Source organism: Microcoleus sp. FACHB-SPT15 (genome assembly GCF_014849525.1).
Classification (GTDB): Bacteria; Cyanobacteriota; Cyanobacteriia; order Cyanobacteriales; family Coleofasciculaceae; genus Symplocastrum; species Symplocastrum torsivum.
On record NZ_JACJNU010000031.1, the window covers coordinates 72,775 to 93,259 of the forward strand.

General features: G+C 45.8%; 19 protein-coding genes. 9 read left to right on the forward strand and 10 right to left on the reverse strand.

Annotated elements, in window-relative coordinates:
• Nucleotides 1-104: 104 nt before the first annotated feature.
• From H6F98_RS10995 to H6F98_RS11010, 4 genes are all read right to left on the reverse strand, one after another.
• Nucleotides 105-728, reverse strand: a complete 624-nt coding sequence (locus H6F98_RS10995; protein ID WP_192218726.1) for an N-acetyltransferase — start codon at nucleotides 726-728, stop codon at nucleotides 105-107.
• A 110-nt stretch (nucleotides 729-838) separates the two neighbouring features.
• Nucleotides 839-2,410: an AAA family ATPase gene (locus H6F98_RS11000; RefSeq protein WP_192218727.1), complete on the reverse strand. Its 1,572-nt coding sequence runs from the start codon at nucleotides 2,408-2,410 to the stop codon at nucleotides 839-841.
• 106 nt (nucleotides 2,411-2,516) lie between these two features.
• Nucleotides 2,517-3,140 carry a 50S ribosomal protein L25/general stress protein Ctc gene (locus H6F98_RS11005; RefSeq protein ID WP_192218728.1) on the reverse strand — a complete coding sequence of 208 codons (624 nt, stop codon included), beginning with the start codon at nucleotides 3,138-3,140 and terminating at the stop codon, nucleotides 2,517-2,519.
• A 120-nt stretch (nucleotides 3,141-3,260) separates the two neighbouring features.
• The gene (locus H6F98_RS11010) at nucleotides 3,261-4,601 is read right to left on the reverse strand and encodes an adenylosuccinate synthase (protein WP_192218729.1); all 1,341 of its coding nucleotides are present in this window, start codon (nucleotides 4,599-4,601) and stop codon (nucleotides 3,261-3,263) included.
• 187 nt (nucleotides 4,602-4,788) lie between these two features.
• Here H6F98_RS11010 and H6F98_RS34430 point away from each other — a divergent pair, with 187 nt between their 5' ends.
• The 6 genes from H6F98_RS34430 (at nucleotide 4,789) to H6F98_RS11040 (ending at nucleotide 9,221) form a co-directional block, all read left to right on the forward strand.
• Complete coding sequence (locus H6F98_RS34430) at nucleotides 4,789-5,583, forward strand: GNAT family N-acetyltransferase (RefSeq protein ID WP_192218730.1); 795 nt, start codon at nucleotides 4,789-4,791, stop codon at nucleotides 5,581-5,583.
• Between the two features lie 93 nt (nucleotides 5,584-5,676).
• Nucleotides 5,677-6,723: an adenosine deaminase gene (locus tag H6F98_RS11020; RefSeq protein WP_192218731.1), complete on the forward strand. Its 1,047-nt coding sequence runs from the start codon at nucleotides 5,677-5,679 to the stop codon at nucleotides 6,721-6,723.
• 130 nt (nucleotides 6,724-6,853) lie between these two features.
• A complete protein-coding gene (locus tag H6F98_RS11025) occupies nucleotides 6,854-7,282 on the forward strand; it encodes a peptidylprolyl isomerase (RefSeq protein ID WP_192218732.1) in 429 nt (142 codons plus the stop codon).
• A gap of 157 nt (nucleotides 7,283-7,439) precedes the next feature.
• Nucleotides 7,440-8,567, forward strand: a complete 1,128-nt coding sequence (locus H6F98_RS33480; RefSeq protein WP_242058483.1) for a hypothetical protein — start codon at nucleotides 7,440-7,442, stop codon at nucleotides 8,565-8,567.
• 118 nt (nucleotides 8,568-8,685) lie between these two features.
• On the forward strand, nucleotides 8,686-9,000 hold the full coding sequence (locus H6F98_RS11035; protein WP_192218733.1) for a hypothetical protein: 315 nt from the start codon (nucleotides 8,686-8,688) through the stop codon (nucleotides 8,998-9,000).
• Nucleotides 8,997-9,221 carry a hypothetical protein gene (locus H6F98_RS11040; RefSeq protein ID WP_192218734.1) on the forward strand — a complete coding sequence of 75 codons (225 nt, stop codon included), beginning with the start codon at nucleotides 8,997-8,999 and terminating at the stop codon, nucleotides 9,219-9,221. The genes H6F98_RS11035 and H6F98_RS11040 overlap by 4 nt, the downstream gene beginning before the upstream one ends.
• Before the next feature lie 236 nt (nucleotides 9,222-9,457).
• Here H6F98_RS11040 and argC read toward each other — a convergent pair whose 3' ends face one another.
• Nucleotides 9,458-10,516 (reverse strand): N-acetyl-gamma-glutamyl-phosphate reductase, encoded by a 1,059-nt coding sequence (argC, locus tag H6F98_RS11045; protein WP_192218794.1) that lies wholly within the window; start codon nucleotides 10,514-10,516, stop codon nucleotides 9,458-9,460.
• A gap of 213 nt (nucleotides 10,517-10,729) precedes the next feature.
• Here argC and ribBA point away from each other — a divergent pair, with 213 nt between their 5' ends.
• Nucleotides 10,730-12,400 (forward strand): bifunctional 3,4-dihydroxy-2-butanone-4-phosphate synthase/GTP cyclohydrolase II, encoded by a 1,671-nt coding sequence (gene ribBA, locus H6F98_RS11050; RefSeq protein WP_192218735.1) that lies wholly within the window; start codon nucleotides 10,730-10,732, stop codon nucleotides 12,398-12,400.
• Nucleotides 12,401-12,539: 139 nt separating this feature from the next.
• Here ribBA and H6F98_RS11055 read toward each other — a convergent pair whose 3' ends face one another.
• Both H6F98_RS11055 and H6F98_RS11060 read right to left on the reverse strand, forming a co-directional pair.
• On the reverse strand, nucleotides 12,540-12,719 hold the full coding sequence (locus tag H6F98_RS11055) for a hypothetical protein (protein WP_192218736.1): 180 nt from the start codon (nucleotides 12,717-12,719) through the stop codon (nucleotides 12,540-12,542).
• 233 nt (nucleotides 12,720-12,952) lie between these two features.
• Nucleotides 12,953-13,096 carry a hypothetical protein gene (locus tag H6F98_RS11060; RefSeq protein ID WP_192218737.1) on the reverse strand — a complete coding sequence of 48 codons (144 nt, stop codon included), beginning with the start codon at nucleotides 13,094-13,096 and terminating at the stop codon, nucleotides 12,953-12,955.
• On the opposite strand from H6F98_RS11060, the gene H6F98_RS11065 reads away from it, so the two are divergent.
• Both H6F98_RS11065 and H6F98_RS11070 read left to right on the forward strand, forming a co-directional pair.
• A complete protein-coding gene (locus H6F98_RS11065) occupies nucleotides 13,086-13,805 on the forward strand; it encodes a pentapeptide repeat-containing protein (protein ID WP_192218738.1) in 720 nt (239 codons plus the stop codon). The two genes, H6F98_RS11060 and H6F98_RS11065, sit on opposite strands and share 11 nt — an antisense overlap.
• Nucleotides 13,806-13,973: 168 nt before the next feature.
• Nucleotides 13,974-15,491: an NAD(P)/FAD-dependent oxidoreductase gene (locus H6F98_RS11070; RefSeq protein WP_192218739.1), complete on the forward strand. Its 1,518-nt coding sequence runs from the start codon at nucleotides 13,974-13,976 to the stop codon at nucleotides 15,489-15,491.
• Between the two features lie 222 nt (nucleotides 15,492-15,713).
• Here H6F98_RS11070 and H6F98_RS11075 read toward each other — a convergent pair whose 3' ends face one another.
• From H6F98_RS11075 to H6F98_RS11085, 3 genes are all read right to left on the reverse strand, one after another.
• Entirely contained in the window at nucleotides 15,714-17,450 is a 1,737-nt protein-coding gene (locus tag H6F98_RS11075) for a pentapeptide repeat-containing protein (RefSeq protein WP_192218740.1), read from the reverse strand.
• A gap of 68 nt (nucleotides 17,451-17,518) precedes the next feature.
• Entirely contained in the window at nucleotides 17,519-18,331 is an 813-nt protein-coding gene (locus H6F98_RS11080) for a creatininase family protein (protein ID WP_192218795.1), read from the reverse strand.
• 281 nt (nucleotides 18,332-18,612) lie between these two features.
• Complete coding sequence (locus H6F98_RS11085; RefSeq protein WP_192218741.1) at nucleotides 18,613-19,812, reverse strand: aminotransferase class V-fold PLP-dependent enzyme; 1,200 nt, start codon at nucleotides 19,810-19,812, stop codon at nucleotides 18,613-18,615.
• Nucleotides 19,813-20,485: the final 673 nt, after the last annotated feature.

Below are 20,485 nucleotides of genomic sequence, written 5' to 3' on the forward strand. Positions count from 1 at the left end.
CCTCATAGCGAAAGCCTGAGGACATCTTGGTGTTTTTTCTGTTGTTCTTTCTCTCAAACTTCTAGAGCGTAGGAATAGCTCAAATCAGCTTTAGAATTTTATTTTTATTCTCTAAAATTTGGACGGAACATAATAAAGTTTTCCACCCCATTGATATTAACTTGCGTTATTAGCTGATATCCAAAGTATTTGTAAAATGCTACATTTTGCTCTTTCGCTGTTTCGAGATACACACCAATTGAAGTAGGATGTGCTTCTGAACGTGAATGAAGTGCCTCAAGCAGAGCGCGAGCGTATCCTTTCTTTTGAAAATTTGGGTGTACGCCCAAGAGCATCAGGTAGTAATGAGGCTCTGGAGGATGGTGCCGTTCTAAAATCCTCAAGCTTTGCCATAGGTGCCAAGCTACAACCGGGCTTATACCAAAGCTTACTTGTAGTAACCAATGAATCTGTAGCCAAAGAGGAAAGCAACTCTCTGGTTCCTGCATGACAGCAACACCTGTTACGAGATCATCCTGCGTGACACTCAACACCCGTTGGTTCGCAGCGGCTTGCAGTGCGAGTCCAGCCCGAAACAAGAAGTGCAGTCGGCGCTGAAGTTCTTCACCTTCTGCCTTGCAAATTTGGCTAAGACCAGAGCCATTCTCAAATGCAAGAACCAGCAGTTGTGCAATTTCATCAACCTGGGAGGCATCTAATTTATGAGCATTAGCCTGATGAGGAGGCATCGGTTTGTGTATCGTAGCCTTATAAGGTTAAAGAAAAATTCGCCTTTCCCTCTTCTCCTTTTCCTTTATCAACTATTTGATCAAGCCTTTCGTGAACTGGTACAAGGAGGCTAAGAAACACTTGCCCATCCTGTTAACTGTGATGTCCAGTCTTGTGTCGTGTCTAATGTGGTGACGAGAGATTGTTCTGTATCCGTGAAGAATTCGGCCGTGGCTTGTTGCTGAGTCAGTAGCTCAGCTGTCGCATCAGAAACATCATCCGTGCGTGCTGTTAGCCGATCGCGCAAAACGGATTCTGGAGCAATACAGTGAAGAATCTGTATTGGTAGTTGGTGATGCTGGCCTCTAGCGATCGCTTTTTCTCTGAACACCTGTCGGTCATACTTCGCATCCAAAATCACAGTAAATCCCTCGTTTGCGAGCTTAATGCCCAACTCTAACAAGCGATCGTAAGTTTTCTCATTCATCGCTGCTGTATAGAGTTGGGCGCCTCCTGTCTGTTCCAAAGGAATACCAGCAAGGTGTTTACGTACTGCATCAGAGCGGATATGAATCGCTCCGATGTGTCGTGCTAGATGTCGTGCTACTGTCGTTTTACCAGAACCCGACAAACCAGACATCAAAATTAAGCGTCCTTGTTGAGAAGAAGCAGCATCAACGCTTGGTAAGTGCATATACTCCCAAGCCAACTGGTAATACTGTGCGGCTGTTAACATTGCTTCTTGCTTCACATCATCTGGCACACCAGGGTCATCCAACAAAAAAGAAGTCACCTTCGCTCGCACATAGGCTTGCCGACTCAAGTACAAGGGCAGCACCCTTAGCCCTTCCCAATCGCCAGTTTGCTCCACATAGGTATTCAAAAAGGCGTTGCCTAAGTCTTTACGCCCCCGTGCCTCCAAATCCATCACCGCAAACCCAATGTCGTACATAACATCAACGAAGCGGAATGGCTCATTAAATTCGATACGGTCAAATAGCCGAATTTCGCCTTGCCATAGGCAAATATTTCTCAGGTGTAAATCCCCATGACATTCTCGAATCTGATTATCTTGGATGCGGCTTTCAAAAAGCGCTGACCTAGTGGCAAAGAAAGCATCAGTAGCCCGCTGAGTTTCTTCAAACTGCTGGCTAGTCTGAGGTCCACCCACGTATTTTTGTGTTTGCTCGTAATTCTCATCAATTGCCTGACGGACTTGGGAGACTTCACCGAACGAGCGGATATAGTCGCTTGTTTCCGCTTTGGCATGGAATTGAGCAACAATTCGCCCTAACTCCTCCATGTGAGCTTCCGTCAGCTTGCCTTGCTCAAATAGGCAAATAAACAAGTCATCTTGGGGAAACTCCCGCATTTTTAGCGCATATTCTACTGGCTGACCTGCCCCATTTAGCTCGAAGCGATCGCCATTTTCCGTCACTGGCAACACGTCTAGGTAAATCTCCGGTGCAATGGGTTGATTCATCCGGATTTCTTCTAAGCAGAAGTGCTTACGAGCCTCCAAGGTGGAGAAATCCAAAAAGCCAAAGTTTACTGGTTTTTTGACTTTGTAAGCATAATCACCTGTAAGAAATACATATGAAACGTGAGTCTGCTTCAGCTCAATTGGTTCTTTAACAGGGTGGGGATAAAATCCTGGCTCCATCATTTGCTGAATCAAGGCAGGAAGAGCGGTTTGAGTCATCTCAGTGCAAATGTCCGTAAATATGCTTAGTCAGTTGTGTCAAAAGATACCTATAAAAAAGCCAGGGACAATTGCCCCTGGTCTAACTATCTCATGAGAGCAAACCTCAGGTAGATTCGGTAGCTTCTCCGGCTGCCGTAGCTTCTACCTCGTCGTCCTCTGTCTGTGTAACTGAGAGCGGTGCAGCAATCGCAACAACTGTATTCTCCGGTTCACTCAGTGCCGTGACTCCCTCTGGCAAAACAAGGTCTTGGACACGTAGGCTATCCCCAGCCTGAAGATTAGAAACATCAATCTCAATTGACTCTGGGATGTTCTCAGGGGCACATTGTACCTGAAGTTCCGTAAATACAGGGTCGAGGACTCCTCCTTCTTTAACACCCGCCGCTTCTCCGACGAAGTGCAATGGCACAGCTACCTCAAGGCTTTCTTGAGCAGCTACGGAGAAAAAGCTGAGGTGGTAGATTGAACTTCTCTTCCAGGGATGAGTCTGCACTTCCCGGATTAGGGCTTTACCACTCCAGGGAAGGTCAGGAATTTTGACCTGAACCAGGGTGTTATTGACAGTGGCTTTTTTGAGTAAAGTTTCTGCGTCTTTGGCACCGATGGTCAGGGCAATAGATTCTGTACCTTTATGACCGTAGAGGACAGTAGGGATTAGACCAGACCGACGCAGCGCTTTGGGTTTGCTGCCTTCTGGCCGCTTTTGACATTCAACTGTAACTTCCATTTCAGTAGCTTGTATAGGTTTTCAAGTTTTAGCGATAGCCCGATCTTTGATTTTAGATTGCTGATACCCAAGATGATGGGTTGGACTCAAATCCAACATCTCAAATCTAAAATCTCAATCCTAGACTCCTGATGTTACTGGTGTGCCGTTGGCGTGTAACAGTGCCCGCTTGGGTCCGTGGATTGGGTCTTCCACGATAATGGTTTGATCTCGGCTAGCACCTAGGGAGACGAGCGCAATTGGAACAGCCATCAACTCTGCCAAGAATTTGAGATAATTCAGCGCTTCTGTGGGTAAGTCTTCTAAAGATCGACAATGATCTGTTGATTGTTTCCAACCGGGCAGAGTTTTATAGATCGGTTTGCATCGAGCAAACAGGCGAGCGCTGCTAGGAAAGTCATGGCAGTGCTGACCTTCGATTTCGTATGCCACACAGACTTTGATTTCGTCTAGGGTGTCAAGAACATCCAGTTTGGTGATTGCCAGACAGTCGATGCCATTGATCCGAACCGCATAACGACCGATGACGGCATCAAACCAGCCACAGCGACGACGGCGCCCTGTCGTTGTTCCAAATTCTGCACCGCGATCGCATAATAAATCTCCGAGTTCACCATCAAGTTCTGTCGGAAATGGCCCTTCTCCCACGCGAGTTGTGTAGGCTTTCGCCACACCAATCACGCGGTCGATCATGGTTGGCCCGACACCCGCACCCACACACGCCCCACCCGCAACCGGATTCGAGGAAGTCACATAGGGGTAGGTACCATGATCTAAATCTAACAGCGTCCCTTGAGCGCCTTCAAACAGAATATTACTCCGTCGCTGAATTGCCTCGTAAATCTTCAATGAGCAATCAACAACATGGGGACGTAGCCGTTCGGCATACTCTAGATACTGCTCAATCACGGTCGCCGGATCTAAAGGCGGCAAATCGTAGAGCTTTTCGAGAATGACGTTTTTGTAGTTAATTGTCCAGTTTAGTTGTTTTCTTAGTATGTCTGGGTCCATCAGATCCAACATCCGAATCCCAGTGCGCTCTGATTTATCGGCATACGTTGGCCCAATGCCACGACCTGTTGTGCCAATCTTATGGCTACCTCGACGCTCTTCTGATGCCTGGTCAATTAACCGATGGTAAGGCATCGTAACGTGAGCCGTTTCGGAAATCAGTAGGTTTTTGGTGGAAATGCCTAACGCTTCGATTTGATCGAGTTCGGCAATAAGTACTTGTGGGTCAATGACCGTGCCAGAGGCAATAATGCACTCGGTATCGGGATACAGAATTCCAGAGGGAATTAAGTGCAGTTTGAAGGTTTGACCCTGAACAACAACGGTATGCCCTGCATTGACTCCCCCCTGGTAACGGACGACGACATCTGCTGAGCGACTTAGTAAGTCAGTGATTTTTCCTTTTCCTTCATCGCCCCACTGGGCACCGATTACAACGACGTTAGCCAAGGGTTTTTTTTATAGTGTTTAAGTTTTCACAAACTATAATTATTAGCATTAGGTTTAACCAATGTCAACCAGCGGTCAGCCGTCAGCCGTCAGCCGTCAGCTTTGAGCCGAAAAACATTTCTAAACAATTAGTTTGGAGGCTTATAGCTGATAGCTGATAGCTTGTAGGACGATAAAAGGTGGAGGTGTGGAGGAATTACTAAAAACTCTGTTACGTCGTATTGAAGCGGCGAATACTCAGGTGACGGCAAAACAACGGGAAGTCATAATCGTTGGGTCATTTCAAGCAATGATTAACCCAACAACAGATATGACGTGGCTAAATTACGCAGTGCCGATTGCGCCTTTGGGAACTAGTGCTGAGGTAGCGCAAGCACTTGTCGAACTGCGTCATGTTTTTAGAGAACGCGATCGCATTCTCCGCTTTGAGTTTACCGAATCCCTGTGGTCTACACTCCCAACCGCTTTGGAGGATGCTGGACTCACAAGAGAGGTACGTCACCCGATGATGCTGTGTACACCAACTGACTTTCAGCCTTATCAAGCGCCTGCTGTACAAGTCCAACTGCTTACCCCAGACGCTCATCCTGATATTCTGGCAGCCTGTGTGACGATTCCAAAGCAATGCTTTAGCTTGCATAATACTGCCCAAGCTCCGACAACTCAGGAAATTAATGAGTTGAAAGAGCAGATTTATAAAGGGATGATGCAGGGGGCGCTAGCTTACATTAACGGGATACCTGCTGGTGTAGGTTTCACCCTGCCGATGTTGGGAATTAGTGAACTTGTTGGTGTTGCCACCTTACCCGCGCAACGGCGCCGGGGTGTAGCCAAAACGTTATGCAGCACTTTAATCAAAGACCATTTTCAGACAGGAGGTGAGCTAGTTTGGCTAGCAGCAGGTGATGCGATCGCACAAGCCATTTATGAGCGTATCGGCTTTTACTTAGTCGATGCACGACTCAATTACATTGACACTTAGGGAGCCACAGAACAACTTGTCTCCCCTACTCTTATCTAATTTGCCGACAACAGCTTACCTTTAACAAACCTAAACTTATTTGGAGAATTTATTGTGACTTTATACGCTGATTTACACCGCCATTTGGGAGGTTCAGTCGTTCCTCGGATTCTCTGGCGCTATTTCCATCGCCAAAACCCTGAGTTAGCCAAGCGGTTTCCAGAATATCCAGAATTTGAGGGATTTTACACGCGATCGCGTAAGACTCTGGATGAATATCTAGAATTGCACACGCTGGTAGAAAGCGTTCAAACAATAGAAACATTACCCTATTTCATCTATCGGCTAATTCGTGGCGCTCATATTTTTGAAAATATGGCGTATTTGGAATTGCGTTACACCCCATACCTACGAACATCTGAAGAGTTGAGTCAATCAGAACGGATTGACCAGATGGCGAAGATTGTGGAGATTGTTGGTAAAGCCAGTCGAGTCAATGAGTATCCGATTGTAACCAGCCAAATATTGTGTATGCACTCGCGATTACCGTATGAGGTAAACAAGGCAATTGTTGACCTCGCGGCTGGCTCGAAAGAATATGTTTGTGCAGTAGATTTGGCTGGAGGAGACGCTCATTATGCAGAGCGTTTAGATGAGTTTGTTGGATTGTACAAATATGCGCGATCGCTAGGTCTAAAAACAACAGGTCATCTCTACGAAACTACTGATGGCTGTTACCCGGAACTCCTCCCTTACCTGATGCGAATTGGTCATGGAATTCAGATTCCCTTAAAGCATCCAGAGTTATTAAAAGAAGTGCGAGAGCTGGGGCAATGTTTAGAAGTTTGTCCCACAACGTACTTAAAAACAGGTACTCTCGATGATATCCATCAGTTAAAAGTAGTATTTGACCGCTGTTTTGAGGCTGGTGTAGATATTGCAATCTGTACAGACAATGCCGGGTTGCACAATGTCCGTCTGCAATTTGAGTATGAAAACTTACTCACTTACGACATTATTGGTTTTGAACAGTTGCAAGCTTGCCAAGATGCGGCATTCCACCATGCCTTTGCTTGGCCCCATCCTCAGCGTCCTACCTCGCTGTTAACAGGATTACTACAAAATGGGGCGAAGCAGCCTGTTGGTGTCAACAATCAGTAGACCTATATTGAAAGTCGGGAATGGGGAATGGGGTTCCCTACCACCTAACACCTATTTTCAGATTGGAAGTAACCATTTCGGAGGCAGTTGGTAACCTAGTAGGTGTTGACAAAATTTAAGGGAAATAAGCATGGTACAAGCAAAACCTGGTGATATCGTAAAAATTCACTACACAGGCAAATTAGACGATGGCACAGTATTTGACTCCTCGGTTAACCGTGAGCCTTTAGAATTTACTCTCAGTGGAGGACAAGTCATTCCTGGCTTTGACGAAGCGGTACTAGGAATGAGTCCTGGGGAATCAAAAACCCAAAAGATTCCGATGGATCAAGCGTATGGCCCGCATCGTGATGAAATGGTTCTGGAGATTAGCAGACAGCAGATCCCACCAGAATTGGAACCCGAAGTTGGTCAGCAATTACAAGTTCAGCAAGAGAATGGGCAAACTATCCCAGTGTTTGTTACAGAGGTAACGGAGTCCAAAGTGACGTTAGATGCTAATCATCCTCTGGCTGGAGAAGACTTGACGTTTGATATTCAGTTGGTCGAAATTGCTTGAAAGTTTTGTTAAATACAGAGCGTAAATAAACCGAAGATAAACTTAACCCCCATTTCCCCTTAAAAAGCGAGGGAAAGGGGGTTAGTAGTTATTTTTGAAGCAAATCTTAAGGTCTGAATGCATTATTCTAACTCCCCAGTATCAGGAGACTCTAACCATGGTGAAACCCGTAAGCGGAAAGAGTGTTAACAAAACTGCATCAGAGGAGGTAAGGTTAGCGATGCAGCAAGGGGAGGAACCGTTAGCCTCAGCGACCTGTAAAGGCTATCGCTCTCAAACCGAACAGCAAGTTTTAGAGACATTTTGCATCAATCAGTTGCTGTCACATTTGAGCAGCTACGTTGATGAAGATTTTGATGCAGCGTTGATGAATCTGAATGAGCATGAACTCGATTGCTTAGCTGCAACTCTAATCCAACGGTTAATGAGTAGCTTGAAAGGTAAGCAGATTGCCAGTTATTTAAATGCTATCCGCCACGGTGACTCGGATGTGCTGTGTGACCCAAGCCATTTAGAACTTCCTTTACCAACAATTGAGCTACCAGTGAACTTTCCGAATGGCGTTACGCCGAGCTATAAAGAAGGCGATCGCGTTAGGTGGCAAGCTCTCGGTGAGAATACAGATTGGGGAATTGTAATTGGACGCTATTACACCTACGCCCAACATCGGTGTGATTGGGGAATATGCTACCTCATCCGGTTGGATAAAGATTCCCCTAGTGCAGCTTGGACTGTTACTGATACGGCGTGGGAAGAAGATATAGAAGCGATCGCAAGTAGCGATACTGACTTTACCAAAGGAGAGAATTCTTTACCTAGTCTCGAAGGCAAGCAACTTGTCTTACCTCTCTTCCCTGAACAACATCCCCCTAAATCTGAGAGTTCTACAACGCTTTTACGCTCATTAGCCCATCCCCTCATCCCCAAATCCCTACATCTACGTCTACCCCCCGGAACCTATAATCCTGGACGACGGGATAGAAACAATCCTAGGATGCTGACTCAGCGAGAGCAAAATCTGATTGAACTCTATAGCCAATGTCAATTGGGAATGGCACCCAGGAGATTTTATTCCAAATGGTTTGTGAGTTACGAGCATCTTGCCTCAATTTGCGATCGCTCAATTTCGACAGTCCGACGCTGGTTTATGAAAGGTAGCAACCATCGCCGTCCGACTCGCACTGATTTGCGTCATCTCGCTCTTATGGACTTTCTCCTAGAACATTTTGAGGAGATTCCTTCTAACTTACGAAATTTACTATATAGTGCCAATTTGGGTCAGTGAAGAAGCCGAGGAGGCATAATTTTAGCCAGCACATAAACGTCATAATGTCAAATTCACCTGTCACTTTTTTAGCTAGCTATCTTCTACTAATGTGGCGACAGTCCCAATTAAACCAGGTATGAGGAAATCAAAAGCGACCGAAGCTCTGCGTGTCGCCCAAGAGGTTGCTGCCATTCGTACAGCACTGAAGAAACGTGGCTACCATCTTCGCAAGCGCCCGAAGCAAGCCTCTTGGAGCATCTACGTTACTGATGACAATTTTTATATGCTGACCTATCAACCTGCTCCAATTAGCAGTTGGGTACTTCACCCACAAAACGAGGATAGTGACTGTTTGAAGGAGAACGGCAAGACTGAACGCCATAGTCTTGAAACAGTTATTCAACGTGCATTAGTTCAGCAATCTACAGGTAGAGCAGGGAGAGTGTCATGACTTATTTTGAAAAACTGCATCCGTGGTGTGTTATCCGCCCCTTACCTAATTTGCAACGACTTGTTGTCGCACGCTGTCGTCGTCGCAGTGATGCGGAGTCGCTTGTGCAAGTGGTTGGCAGGCTTGTCCCCTCAGTCCCTTACACGATTGTTTTTGATCCAATGCCAGAGCCGGAGGATAACAGTAAGATAAGCGATCGCTCAGTGCCAGAAGAAATTTGATATTAGGATTTTAATTTTTCCGGACACCGCAGGAGTGATGCCGGATTAAGAAACAGTAGATGCACCCTGATGACTGCCCTCAGTTCACGCTGAGGGTTTTTTGTTGTTAGTTATTGGTTATTGGTTGGTAAGGACTGCGTTGGTTACCAGACAGAATTGGTAGAAATAACCCACCAGCAAAAACTCTCCCTCTGCTTCCCCTGCTTTCAGAACTGGTGGGATTTCGCTGCGAATATCTAGGGATAAAAACTCAACTGCGGTAATCCCATAGTTTCTTCCCAACCCATCATCACATTCAGACACTGTATGGCTTGTCCTGCTTGACCTTTTATCAAGTTGTCAGTGACTGACATAACAATTACTCGATCAGTCCGGCGATCGACTTCAACGCCGATGTAACACAGGTTGGTACCACAAGCCCACTTCGTTTGGGGATAGATACCACCAGGTAGCACCTTAATGAACGGACAGGCTCGGTAGAATGCGGTATAAATTGTTAGTAAATCTTCTCTAACTAGTCCTGGATCGCGCATAGTTGCATAAACGGTAGCATGTAAGCCTCGCACCATTGGAATTAGGTGAGGCGTAAACTGTACCGTGACATCATGCCCTGCTAAATCACTGCAAATTTGCTCAATTTCTGGGGTATGGCGGTGATGAGCAACGCCGTATGCCGCTAGGGAGTTGTCGGCTTCTGAGAGTAAAAGATTGGTTTTTGCGGCTCGTCCTCCACCTGATGTCCCAGATTTTCCGTCAATAATTGCTGTTTCTGGGATGATTAAGCCTTGCTTGAGAAGTGGTGCGAGCGCCAGTAGACTCGTCGTGACATAGCAACCAGGACAACCTACTAACTGAGCGTCAGTAATGCGATCGCGGTATAGTTCCGGTAATCCATAAACTGCCGTTGCTGCAATTTCCTGGTCTTGTCGCTCTCCACCATACCAGCTTTTATAAGTCTCCAGGTTACTGAACCGATAGTCGGCGGAGAGATCGAGAACCTTGCATCCCTTTGAGATTAGGGTTGGTGCCATCTGGTAGGCTAAACCATTTGGCAATGAGATAAATACCGCTTGACAACGGCTAGCAATTTCATCGAGATCAATCGGCTCAATTATCAGATCAACGCGATGGGCTAAGTGGGGGTAGAGTTCAGCAAATGGCTTGCCAGCACTACTATCTCCTCCCAAATAAACCACTTCCACTCCAGGGTGATCCATCAACAGTCGCACAAGTTGCACGCCACCATAACCTGAAGCGCCAATGATTCCTACGGGTAGGCGTTTTAAATCACCCATCATATTTTTTTCCTAAGAAGCTGAGATTGAATAGGGTTTAACATTTGCTGCATTCTAGTATCAAAAGTGAACTTTGGTGGTATAAATTTGAGGGATTTTTCGAGAATTTTCAAGAGCAACATCCTCAATGCCTTTGCTTAAACAAACGGGATACAATCAAATTAGAACCAAACTTTAGAAATCTTTACGGGTTGCTCAACTCGTACACTTGCAGTGGAAGCGTCTCAAACTGTTTCGTTTGAATTTGACTCGATTGATGCGGCTTTGGCAGACCTGAAAGCAGGTCGTGCTTTGGTGGTGGTTGATGACGAATCCCGTGAAAATGAAGGGGACTTAATCTGCGCCGCGCAGTTTGCAACGCCCGACATGATTAATTTTATGGCGGTCGAAGCACGGGGGCTGATTTGTTTAGCCATGATGGGCGATCGCCTTGATGCCCTGGATCTCCCCTTAATGGTTACCAAAAACACCGATAGTAACCAGACTGCCTTTACGGTAAGTATTGATGCGTCTCCACACTTGGGTGTTACAACTGGCATCTCCGCAGAAGACAGGGCACGAACAATCCAGGTGACTATCAATCCAGAAACAAAACCGGATGATTTGCGCCGTCCTGGTCACATTTTCCCGATCCGGGCACGAGAGGGAGGTGTTTTAAAACGGGCAGGTCATACAGAAGCCGCAGTTGATCTCCCCAGGCTAGCCGGACTTTATCCCGCAGGTGTCATCTGTGAAATCCAAAATCCAGATGGCTCAATGGCGCGTCTACCCCAGTTGATTCAGTACGCTAGAGAGCATCAACTAAAAATTATCAGCATTGCTGACTTAATTAGTTACCGCCTCAAGTACGATCGCTTTGTCTATCGAGAGACGATCGCCGAATTACCTAGTAACTTTGGTAGTTTCCAGATTTACGCTTATCGCAACACCTTAGATAGTTCAGAACATGTGGCAATTGTCAAGGGAAACCTGGCTGAGTTTGAAGACAATGCTGTCATGGTGCGGATGCACTCTGAATGCTTAACGGGTGATGCTTTGGGTTCGCTGCGCTGTGATTGCCGGATGCAGTTGCAAGCAGCGCTGAAAATGATTGAAAGTGCTGGACAAGGTGTCGTTGTCTATCTGCGACAAGAAGGGCGAGGGATTGGTCTAGTTAACAAGTTAAAGGCATATTCGCTACAGGATATGGGACTAGATACCGTTGAAGCCAATGAACGCTTAGGATTTCCAGCAGACTTGCGGGACTATGGCATGGGAGCGCAAATGCTCAATGACCTCGGTGTCAAAAAAATTCGCTTGATTACGAATAATCCCCGAAAAATTGCTGGTTTAAAAGGCTACGGGATTGAGGTCATTGATCGTGTGCCACTGCTGATTGAATCAAACGACTACAACACAACTTATCTTGCAACCAAGGCTCAAAAATTGGGTCATATGCTGTTGCAGACGTATTTAGTCACTGTCGCAATTCAGTGGCAAGATGCACCGCAACCTATAACCGAACGTTACGAGCGTTTGGAGAAATTAAGGCATCTAGTCCATAGCCAACACCTGTTATTGCAAGAGGAAGCAAGACCTGTTGCGATCGCTTTATTTAGCAAACCGTCCTTAATTGTTCACTTAGGCTTTGACCAAGCCCATCTAGCTGCACCAGATTGGTTCAAATCAGAACGCCATCCCTACGTGCAAGCGATCGCTCAAATTTTGGATAATTTGAGTGAATGGCAGCAACTAGGACGCATGGAATTCCTTGTGTCCTCCGGTACTGACCCACTCACTAGCTTACAAGTCCAGCTAGATCGGCAAACCTTCCCCTTAACTGAGCGACCTTCCTCGATCTGCAACAATTTAACAACTCAAAAAATCTATAGTTTTGCCAATTAAGCGACTACAGGTAAATCGCAAGGCAAGGAGAAAAGGATTTTCTTTGACCCAGAAAGGCATAAGGCAGGAGGCAGAGGGAATGGCAACGAACCCTCTGCCTTCTTCAACTTTGCCCTTTTCTGACTGTTAGAGCAGCTTATTATTCATTTTCATTAGCTTGTGGCAAAACTGCATCTGGGCTGTATATGGTCGAATAAAACTGCCGAGCGCCGATACCCATGCCAACCCCTATTAGAAAAGCCATCAGAATGCAAGTAATCGCAAAACTGAAAAAGCCTCCAGCAGCATAAGCTACTTGGTCTGGTACCTCTTTTGCCATCTGAACTTCCCCCAAATCCTATGCGATCCTTTCTAAAAGAAAGCAAAATTTAGGAATGACTACTTCTGTCTACCTGCTTATGTCATGGGACGCATTTCTGAAGGCCGAGCAACTACTCATCCGATTGGTATACTTGATAGCTTTGGAGTTAAAAGTCAGATGCCTTGGCTCTGAAGTAAAGCCAAGGCAAGGGTTTTGTCGTTTATGGCTGATGCTTTTAGTCTGACTTTCTCCTAAATGTTGCAAGTTGCGATCGCGCTTGTGTACGACTGGAAGCGATCGCTTAAGTTCTTAATTTCGCTCAGGGACACATCTACGCCAAAACCGAAACAGCCTGCATCACAGGCATTGTTCTCTGTAAAAAAGATGAAACTCAAACCTTATTCACTCGCTACTTTGTTCCTATCAGTTTGCTTGACTGCACCAGCGTTGGCGGCAAACCCTGACCACGTTAGACAATTACAAACAACCAATACTTGTCGAAGATGTGACTTGAGTGGTACTGACCTCAAGAACGCTAACCTAGTGGGTGCTGATTTGAGTGGAGCGAATTTAGTTGGCGCTAACTTAGAAAATGCCAATCTCAGTGAGGCAAATCTATCGAGTAGCAACCTCGCTGGGGTGAATTTCCTCAGTACGAACTTGAGCCGCGCTAATCTCACGGGTGCCAATTTGGTTGAAGCCAATCTCAGCAATACCAACTTGAGTGAGGCTGATTTGAAATATACCAATCTAGTCAACGTTAATCTGGACGGTACTAAGCTAAGCGGTGCTGACCTTAGTGCAGCAAATCTTGCCGGAGTTGACTTAAGTACAGCCGACTTAACAGGTGCAAAGGTACTTGGTGCTAACTTAGTCGGTGCTTTGGGGCTATCGTTGCCGCTTTTGCCGATGAACCCTACACTTGGCTCTGACTCAGAACCAACTACGGGAGAAAGTTCGCCCAATCCTGTTGGTAGTCCTTCTCGTCGGGGAGGGACTAGGGGAGGTAGTGAGTATCAACCACCTACTGACATTGGGCGACCTACTAGAACAGAAGGTGCAGGAACCTACCAGACAACTCCGCCAACGGGTAAGCCTGAGTGATATAGCAGTCAGCTATCAGCTATCAGCTATCAGCTATCAGCTATCAGCCATCAGCTTTTTTGTTTTCCTGACTAGTAGCGCAGTTTCACGGCTTTTAGCTGTACCTCATCCAACTGACAACCGCTATAACAACAAACAACTAACAACAAACAACCAACAACACTTAATATGAGCCTTGATGTGATTGTTATTGGTAGCGGCATTGGCGGGTTAACGGCAGGTGCCTTGCTGGCTCGTTATGGGAAAGCTGTGCTGGTGTGCGAGAGTCATGCGATCGCAGGTGGTGCCGCTCATAGTTTTCATAGACGAGGCTTTGAGTTTGATTCTGGGCCTTCGTTCTACTGTGGTTTGGGTAAGCAACGCCCCAGTCTCAACCCTTTACGACAAGTGCTAGACGTTCTGGGAGAATCGATCGAAGTTGTTCCCTATGACCCGATGGGACATTACCATTTTCCAGAAGGTACGTTTCCGGTTTACAGCAACGCCGAACACTACCGGGAAGCTGTCGCAGAAATTACTCCTACTGGAGCAAGGGAACTGGAACAATTTGAAAAACGCCTGTTACCGCTTTATGAAGCCTTACGGGATGTTCCAACGATTGCCCTGAGAGCAGATTGGCAGCTTATTTCTGTCTTACTAGGACGCTATTTCCCCTCGGTGTTAAAAATGTTGCCGCAACTTGGTGTCATCCAGGGTTCTGTTGGTGATGTCATGGACAAAGAGGTGCATGACTCATGGGTACGGCGATTGATTGATTTAGAATGCTTTCTCCTTTCTGGACTGAAAGCGCATGGCACAATCGCCCCAGAGGTAGCGTTCATGTTGGGCGAACGTACTCGTGCTGGTGTTGAGTATCCAGTGGGGGGAAGTGGTGCAATTGTTGAAGCTTTGGTGCGTGGCTTGAAGCGCTGGGGTGGTGAATTACGGTTGAATGCTCATGTCGAGCAAATTCTGGTGGAATCGGGTAAAGCTGTTGGTGTCCGGTTGCGGCAAGGTGAAATTATCAAAGCGCCTGTAGTCATCTCCAATGCAACGATTTGGGATACCTATAACACGTTGCTACTCAAAGAAGACTTACCTCCGTCTTATCGAGAATCTTCTCTAAAAACACCAGCCGTTGAAAGCTTTATGCACTTACACCTGGGTATCCGGGCGGAGGGGTTAGAGAATCTAACAGGGCATCATGTGGTTGTTCACGATGCGAGTAAAAATATTACAGAGCCTGGTAATACCTGTATGATTTCCATTCCTTCTGTATGGGATGCAAGTCTTGCACCAGAGGGGCATCATGTTGTTCATGCTTACACGTTGGAACCTTACGAAGGCTGGCATCGGGATGAGGGGTATGAGGAGAAGAAAAAAACGCGATCGCAACCTTTATTTAAGGCTCTAGAACGAGTGATTCCGGATATACGCGATCGCATTGTGCTTGAACTGATTGGTACACCCCTAACTCATTCCCATTATCTACGCCGCTATCAAGGAACCTATGGCCCTGCTATAGCGGCTGGTAAAGGGATGTTTCCCGGTTCACAAACACCGATTTCTGGTTTATACCGTGTTGGTGACAGCACTATGCCAGGAATTGGAGTTCCGGCAGTTGCGGCTTCTGGCATCCTCTGCGCTAATACTTTAGTTACACCGCAGCAGACATTGGAGTTGTTGGAACACCTCGGTAAAAATTGACGAAGTACCAATTGTTAACGAGAGGAAGAAAGTGCGATCGCTTTTTACAGCAATTTTCGATTCAGTGCAATACAGTTAAGGGCACACAACCGTGCGCCCCTACCAGCAATCTGTACTTCATTGACTTGAAAAATACCATAATTTAGCTCAAAAAACGTTGGCGAAGCCTACCAAAGGCATAACTCTTTTGCGTACCCAGCTAATTCAGAACATCAGCAAAGTCTACTCATGAACTGTGCCATCAGGCATGATAGTACCAGTGAGGTTTGCTTTTTGCCCAAAGTCTGCCCCACTTATGTTTGCTCCTTTCAAGTTTGCCCTCTCCAAGTTTGCTCCTCTTAGATCGGCACCACGAAGGTCAGCGCAAGTGAGGTTTGCCCCACTCAGCTTGATTCCATAGAGGACAGCACCACAGAGGTTTGCCCCGCTTAAGTTCGCCCCATTCAGGTTCATGTACTGAAGATTTAGACCAACCAGATTAGCCCCAGTCAGATTAGCTCCGCTAAAATTTGGCTGAGACAAGTTTGCGTTTTGCAGATTCGTATTACTCAGGTCAACCGCAGTAAAGTTACCACTCAAGCTGGTCGTCATTAAGTTAGCGCCACTCAGGTTTGCCGCAGTAAAGTCTCCCTCTAACTTTGCCTCACTTAAGTTAGCACCACTCAAATTTGCCTGAAGGAGTTTTGCATTAGCAAAATTTGTCTTGATCAGATTTGCCCCTTGTAGCTTTGCCATGGTCAGATTGACTTGACTTAGGTCAGCACCAGCTAGGTTTGCCTTTATCAGTAATGCCTCTGGAGCGATGAAGTAAGCACCTACTTTGGCAGGATTAAAACCTGGAGGAAGGATAGTGGCTGCATTGTAAATTGCTTGCTGAAGATTGACTCCTTGAAGATTTGCTCCTTCAAGGTTTGCATCCAACAAGTTTGCTTTACTCAGATTGGCATTACTCAGATTAGCTCTGCTGAAGTTTGCCTTTCTCAAGTTTGACCTACTCAAGTTGGCTGCACTAAGGTTTGCGCTACTCAAATTTGCCTGTAGCGATAGATTTGCTCCACTGAGGTTTGCCTGAGTCAAATTAGTTTCACTCAGATCTGTTTGTTGAAGATTAGCTTCGCTGAGGTTTGCCTTGATAAGTGTTGCTTTTGCTAGCTTTGCCCCATAAAGTCTTGCTTTATGAAGGTTTGCAGCATTTAGGTTTGCCTCACCGAAATTTACCGTGCTTAACTCTGCCTCACACAGTTCAGCTTCTTTCAACTTTGCACCGCTCAGGTTAAGCGTACCCCGCTTTACACAACTGAGATTTGCTCTACTCAGGTTCGCTTTACTCAAGTTCCCATTGAGGTATTGTTCACTTAGATTTACTCCAGCGAGATTAATCTCAGTAAAATCTTGTTCTCCCTGTTTACACCGCTTCAAAAATTCTTCAGCACTGATAGGTGTTTCTTGGCTCTCTTCCTTAACCGCATAAATTCTGTTGAGCAGCCACATTATTCTCTCTGTCTTAAATTCCTCATCATTGAAAGCTGTAGGATTTTGCTCTTCTACAACTGCATCAATCTCCTCATCTTTTTCAGCTTCAGCCGTTTCAGCATTCACTCCGACTTCAGCATGATGTACCACTGATTCTGTTGACGCTACCAATTCTTGATGCTGTTGCTGTTCAACCTGTTCAAAAGACAGCTCCTCAGTTTCGGCATCATCAACACTCACAGATTCAGTCGCACCGCTAGCAGTTTCGGCATCGTCCAAGCTGTTGCTCGAAGTTGGTAGTTGATTGAAACGCTGTTGTAACTCCGAAACCTGTTCCCTCAAAGGTTCTATCTGCTGCAACGCCTCAGTCATTCCGTCAAACTGGCGTTTCAGCCCTACCATATATTTCGACACGATATTTTGCCGCTCTTCGAGTTGTGAAATCCTCGCAAGCAGAGACGTTATATCTAGTTCTGTGTCAGGCATATTCTTTGATATCCAGGGAAGGTTATTCCCATTTTGTGCGAATCGCACCCTCTCCCAAATCCGGTAAATCACTGAGATTTATAGGCTTGAGGCTGACGGAATTTGTAAACATCTTGAATCGCCTGTACCCAACCATCAGAGACAGATTCTAGCAAGCGATCGCCTTTTTCCTTCGTCGCCACGGTTGCATCACCCAACACCCCACTCTGGGTTAAGTCTCGCGTCACCCAAGCAAAGGGCAATTTACCTTCCATACTCAGCAAACTGTCTTCCGGTAAACCATGAGGATACTCAGCTACCGCTCTTTCCATCTTCACCTGTTCTGGCAAAATCGAGAGCAATAAACTCGTTTCTGCATCGCCAGCATGGATACCCAATTCCAACTCTTTCGGTGACAGCAACTCCTTACCAATGTGCGGTACTCGCCAAGTAAATAACGGGAAAACCAGGAAATCCTCATACTTCTGATGAATATCCCGTGCAGCAATTTCCATCACCTGAGGCTGTCCGCCGTGGGCGTTCATCAGCACCAACTTCCGGAACCCAGAGCGATAGATGCTTTCAGCCATTTCTACCAGTACAGTCAAAAGCGTTTGTGCGCTTAAGGTAATCGTGCCGGGAAAGTGCCAGTGTTCATTTGATTTGCCATAGTACAAAGGTGGCAACGCATAAGCGGGTACCGATGAATCGAGCTTCGCTAAAGCCTTGCCAAGGACGGAAACGGCGATCGCACTATCTACAATAATCGGTAAATGTGGCCCATGTTGCTCAATTGCCCCAACAGGCTGAATAATTACGACATTTTCCTTATCCGGCATCGCTTGAATATCAGTCCAAGTCAGATAAGGAAAAAAGCGATCAGGTGGAATATAACTGTGCATCATTGGCTTCAAAATTTAGAGTAGTTCGTCTATTTTGTCTTCCTGTCTTAGAGGTCATTTATAAAGAAAATCTGCTCTCCAACGCCCTTCAAAAGCAGGGTTATGGCGTGTTTTCTTACCTTCCCCGTGAGATTCTGATCCCCCTAAATCCCCCTTAAAAAGAGGGGGACTTTGACACTCATTCTCCCCCCTTAAAAGGGGGGCTGGGGGGGATCGCCACATAAGACAGCAAGGCAAGCTCTTAATATTTACTTTATAAATCACCTCTTAGTGTGTTTTGTCTAGATATTAGGTTGTAACTTAATCGCCTCAATTAACTGGTCAATCTCGGTGGGGTGGGTAAAGTAGTGGACACAAGCGCGAACACAATCGGGGTCAAGGATAGTTCGGAGCATGAAACCCTGCTGTTCGAGAGAATTTACCAGTTGTTTGTGGGATTGTCCATTAGTTAAGACAAAGGAAACCAAACCCGCTTTTGGGGGTGAGGTAGCAAGAGTGCGAACGTTATCTAACTCCGATAAGCGCTGCCAGAGGTACTCACTTCTTTTGCAAATTTGCTCATAACGTTCTTGAGGTGTTCCCCATTGTTGATGAGTTGCGATCGCTTCTCGTAGTCCTGCATACAGTGGGTAAGCTGAGGTTGCGACTTCAAACCGCCGTGCATCTGGCTTCCAGCCTACGGGTTTACCTGCTTCATCCATAACAATTCCCCGCCAACCACTAAACGTGGGGCTAATGCTTTCCAAGGCATCCGGTCGTATATATAAGCCACCAATACCCTCTGGCCCACACAACCACTTATGACCTGTAAAGGCATAAAAGTCTGCTCCTAGTTCTGTCAAATTCAAAGGTAGGGAACCCGCTGACTGTGCGGCATCAACTAGAACTCTGATTAATTGGGTACTCGCAGAATAGTTACGACAAACTTCAACAATCTCGGTAACGGGTAAGACTTGACCTGTATTCCAAAGCAGATGACTCAGTACCACCAACCTTGTGCGAGGTTGTAGGTGTTGAGCAATGACCTCTGTTGGGTTTCCCTCATTCAGGGTTGCCATGATTGGGCAGGTAGAGACTTCTACCTTAAAGCGACGTGCAATTTCTTGAGCCGTGGCAATAATGCCGGGATGTTCACAATCGGTGAGAAGCATATGGTCACCTGCTTGCCAGTCAATTCCCCACATGGGAATATTGCAGCCGACTGTGACATCTTCAGTAAGGGTAATTGTTTCTACAGGTGCGCCAAACTCTGATGCGATCGCTTTTCGTGTTTGGTTCCCTTCTTCCATAATCCAAGCATTGACCCCTACTGAAAAGGGTCCATTGTGCTGGATATACGCATAGGCTTGTTGGATCGCCTCCAGCGAGGCTTGTGGCAATGTGCCTTGACCCCCGAAATTAAAATAAGCTTTGTTGGCTAGGGCAGGAAATTGCTGCCGATGGCGTTCGAGCTGTGTTGTTGCCGGATAGATGCCAGTCATAGAACGATTCAGAGAGGACAAGACCTTTCATTTTATCGTTCTGCTTCTCTCGCAACCGTCAAGACAAGCTTGCCAGTTCTACCAGAAATTTAGCGTGCGATCGCTTTTGTTGTAATCCTGATACCCTTCTCTATTATCTTTTTGCAACGAATATTTACTTTCTAAAGTGTAATAATTATTCTACTTTCAATTAGAATTTACGTAATTTTTAGGTTAATGAAGTCAAGAATAATTTTAAAGCAAAACTTAAATTAAATTACTGCTTCTAAGCTTTTATGCGTAAGTTATTCAGCTATTTTACCTAATTAATCTTTTTAAATCTTGAGCTACTGTAGAAGATGCTGAGGAAAAAATGTTTTTTTCATTCCTTGGAGTTTTCTTAGTTCCCTTTTAAATAGGGGTTGGGTCATCAAGGTGAAATTTCTGGTATCCAGTCGGTTAATTACTAGTCCTTTGTAAAAGAACTGTAATGTCACGCACTCGATATAACTCAGATATAGTAGAAGTGACCTAAAATAGGATGTCAAGGAAGCCGACAAATGCTTGCAGTATAACTTGAGTGCATCTCCCCATTGTTCAATGTACTTGCTACTTAAGTCGGTAAAACTTTAGGGTCAGTAAAGAAGTAGGTAATTCTGACCATTCCTCTATTAAAGTTCAAAGGCAATAAATT

Excerpts from the sequence above, each read along its gene's own strand:
- H6F98_RS10995 (WP_192218726.1), bottom strand. The coding sequence starts at position 728 with ATGCCTCCTCATCAGGCTAATGCTCATAAATTAGATGCCTCCCAGGTT.
- H6F98_RS11000 (WP_192218727.1), bottom strand. The coding sequence starts at position 2,410 with ATGACTCAAACCGCTCTTCCTGCCTTGATTCAGCAAATGATGGAGCCA.
- H6F98_RS11005 (WP_192218728.1), bottom strand. The coding sequence starts at position 3,140 with ATGGAAGTTACAGTTGAATGTCAAAAGCGGCCAGAAGGCAGCAAACCC.
- H6F98_RS11025 (WP_192218732.1), top strand. The coding sequence starts at position 6,854 with ATGGTACAAGCAAAACCTGGTGATATCGTAAAAATTCACTACACAGGC.
- H6F98_RS33480 (WP_242058483.1), top strand. The coding sequence starts at position 7,440 with ATGGTGAAACCCGTAAGCGGAAAGAGTGTTAACAAAACTGCATCAGAG.
- H6F98_RS11035 (WP_192218733.1), top strand. The coding sequence starts at position 8,686 with ATGAGGAAATCAAAAGCGACCGAAGCTCTGCGTGTCGCCCAAGAGGTT.
- H6F98_RS11040 (WP_192218734.1), top strand. The coding sequence starts at position 8,997 with ATGACTTATTTTGAAAAACTGCATCCGTGGTGTGTTATCCGCCCCTTA.
- argC (WP_192218794.1), bottom strand. The coding sequence starts at position 10,516 with ATGGGTGATTTAAAACGCCTACCCGTAGGAATCATTGGCGCTTCAGGT.
- H6F98_RS11055 (WP_192218736.1), bottom strand. The coding sequence starts at position 12,719 with ATGGCAAAAGAGGTACCAGACCAAGTAGCTTATGCTGCTGGAGGCTTT.
- H6F98_RS11065 (WP_192218738.1), top strand. The coding sequence starts at position 13,086 with ATGAAACTCAAACCTTATTCACTCGCTACTTTGTTCCTATCAGTTTGC.
- H6F98_RS11070 (WP_192218739.1), top strand. The coding sequence starts at position 13,974 with ATGAGCCTTGATGTGATTGTTATTGGTAGCGGCATTGGCGGGTTAACG.
- H6F98_RS11075 (WP_192218740.1), bottom strand. The coding sequence starts at position 17,450 with ATGCCTGACACAGAACTAGATATAACGTCTCTGCTTGCGAGGATTTCA.
- H6F98_RS11080 (WP_192218795.1), bottom strand. The coding sequence starts at position 18,331 with ATGCACAGTTATATTCCACCTGATCGCTTTTTTCCTTATCTGACTTGG.
- H6F98_RS11085 (WP_192218741.1), bottom strand. The coding sequence starts at position 19,812 with ATGACTGGCATCTATCCGGCAACAACACAGCTCGAACGCCATCGGCAG.